The organism is Polynucleobacter sp. 35-46-11 (assembly GCF_002281105.1).
Window position 1 is genome coordinate 1 of record NZ_NCFJ01000661.1, and the last position, 1,220, is coordinate 1,220.

General features: G+C 44.0%; 2 protein-coding genes. Both read right to left on the reverse strand.

The window, feature by feature from the left end; genetic code table 11:
- On the reverse strand, positions 1-509 hold a 509-nt coding region (locus B7Y67_RS18560; RefSeq protein WP_293599898.1), incomplete at its 3' end, for an efflux RND transporter permease subunit.
- Positions 510-1,220 (reverse strand): efflux RND transporter periplasmic adaptor subunit (locus B7Y67_RS18565; RefSeq protein ID WP_293599899.1); only part of this gene is annotated, 711 nt, incomplete at its 5' end. It lies immediately after the preceding gene.

Here is a 1,220-nt window from a genome sequence, read left to right on the forward strand (position 1 = left end):
GGGGTTTGTTTTAACTCTTTATAGATTTCGTAGTTTTGTAAAGTTTTTAATTGCGATGAAGAGGCAAAATCAGATTTCACCTCATAACGCATGATTTCACCGGTCGCATCTGAATCTGGGCTAATACTGGATAAAACTCCAGAGGGTAGATTGACATTAGAGAGAGCTGCTACAAAGCGTTGACGAGCCTGAAAAGGATCAATCGTATCGTTAAACTTCAGTGTTACTACCGATAGACCAAATAAAGATACTGAACGAAATGCTTGTAAACCAGGGATACCTGCTAAAGCATTTTCAATAGGAATGGTAACTTGCTGCTCAACCTCGGTAGTGCTTCTACCAGGCCATTGAGAGATTGCCTGGATCGTGAGTGGCGCCACGCCGGGGTATGGCTGAATAGGAAGCTTAGAAAGACTTAGCATCCCCAATCCTAAGAGAACGATACAAGCGAAAATAACGAGAACTCGCTTCTCTACTACTCCCCGAATAAATGAGGTAAAGACGCTCACTTAATCTTCCTGCTTAGCAAAACGATCATTTAACAACACTGCACCATCGGTGAGCACACGCGCTCCTGGCTCAACTCCTTCGGTAATAGCAAATGCTTTACTGTTCAAGTCATAACCTTTAACAGGCACCCGACGGTATAGCTCTTCGCCCACCTTAATAATCACATAAAGCATTTCTCGTATACGTACTATCGCGGTTTGCGGCACCACAACGGCATCAGCCATACCCGTAGTCAACTTCGCTGTAGCAAACATATCGGGGCGTAATAGTCCATCGATATTTTCAATCTCGGCACGAATTAATAAGGCTCGAGTTTGTGGGTCAATGGTCGGAGCTATATAGTTAGCGAAGGCTACAAACTCTTTATCAGGATAGGCCTCGACTTGCAAAACCAATTTCTGACCTGGGCTAATTAAGCGGACATCCTGCTCAAATACATTACCCAAGAACCATAACTGTTTTGGATCAGCCAAAGTGGTAATTACATCACCAGAATTTAGTGCAGAGCCAGGCTCTACGCTTCGCTTCACAACCACCCCATTTAATGGAGAGCGCATAATTAAATGGTTTAGCGTCTTACCTGAAGACTCAATAGTCTTGATGTCAGCATCACTGGCTCCTAGAGTTCTCATGCGATTTGCGGCAGCTTCTTGTGTAATGCGAGCATCCCCCAATAAATCACTCATCGTCTGACTAGATTCAAGAACCTT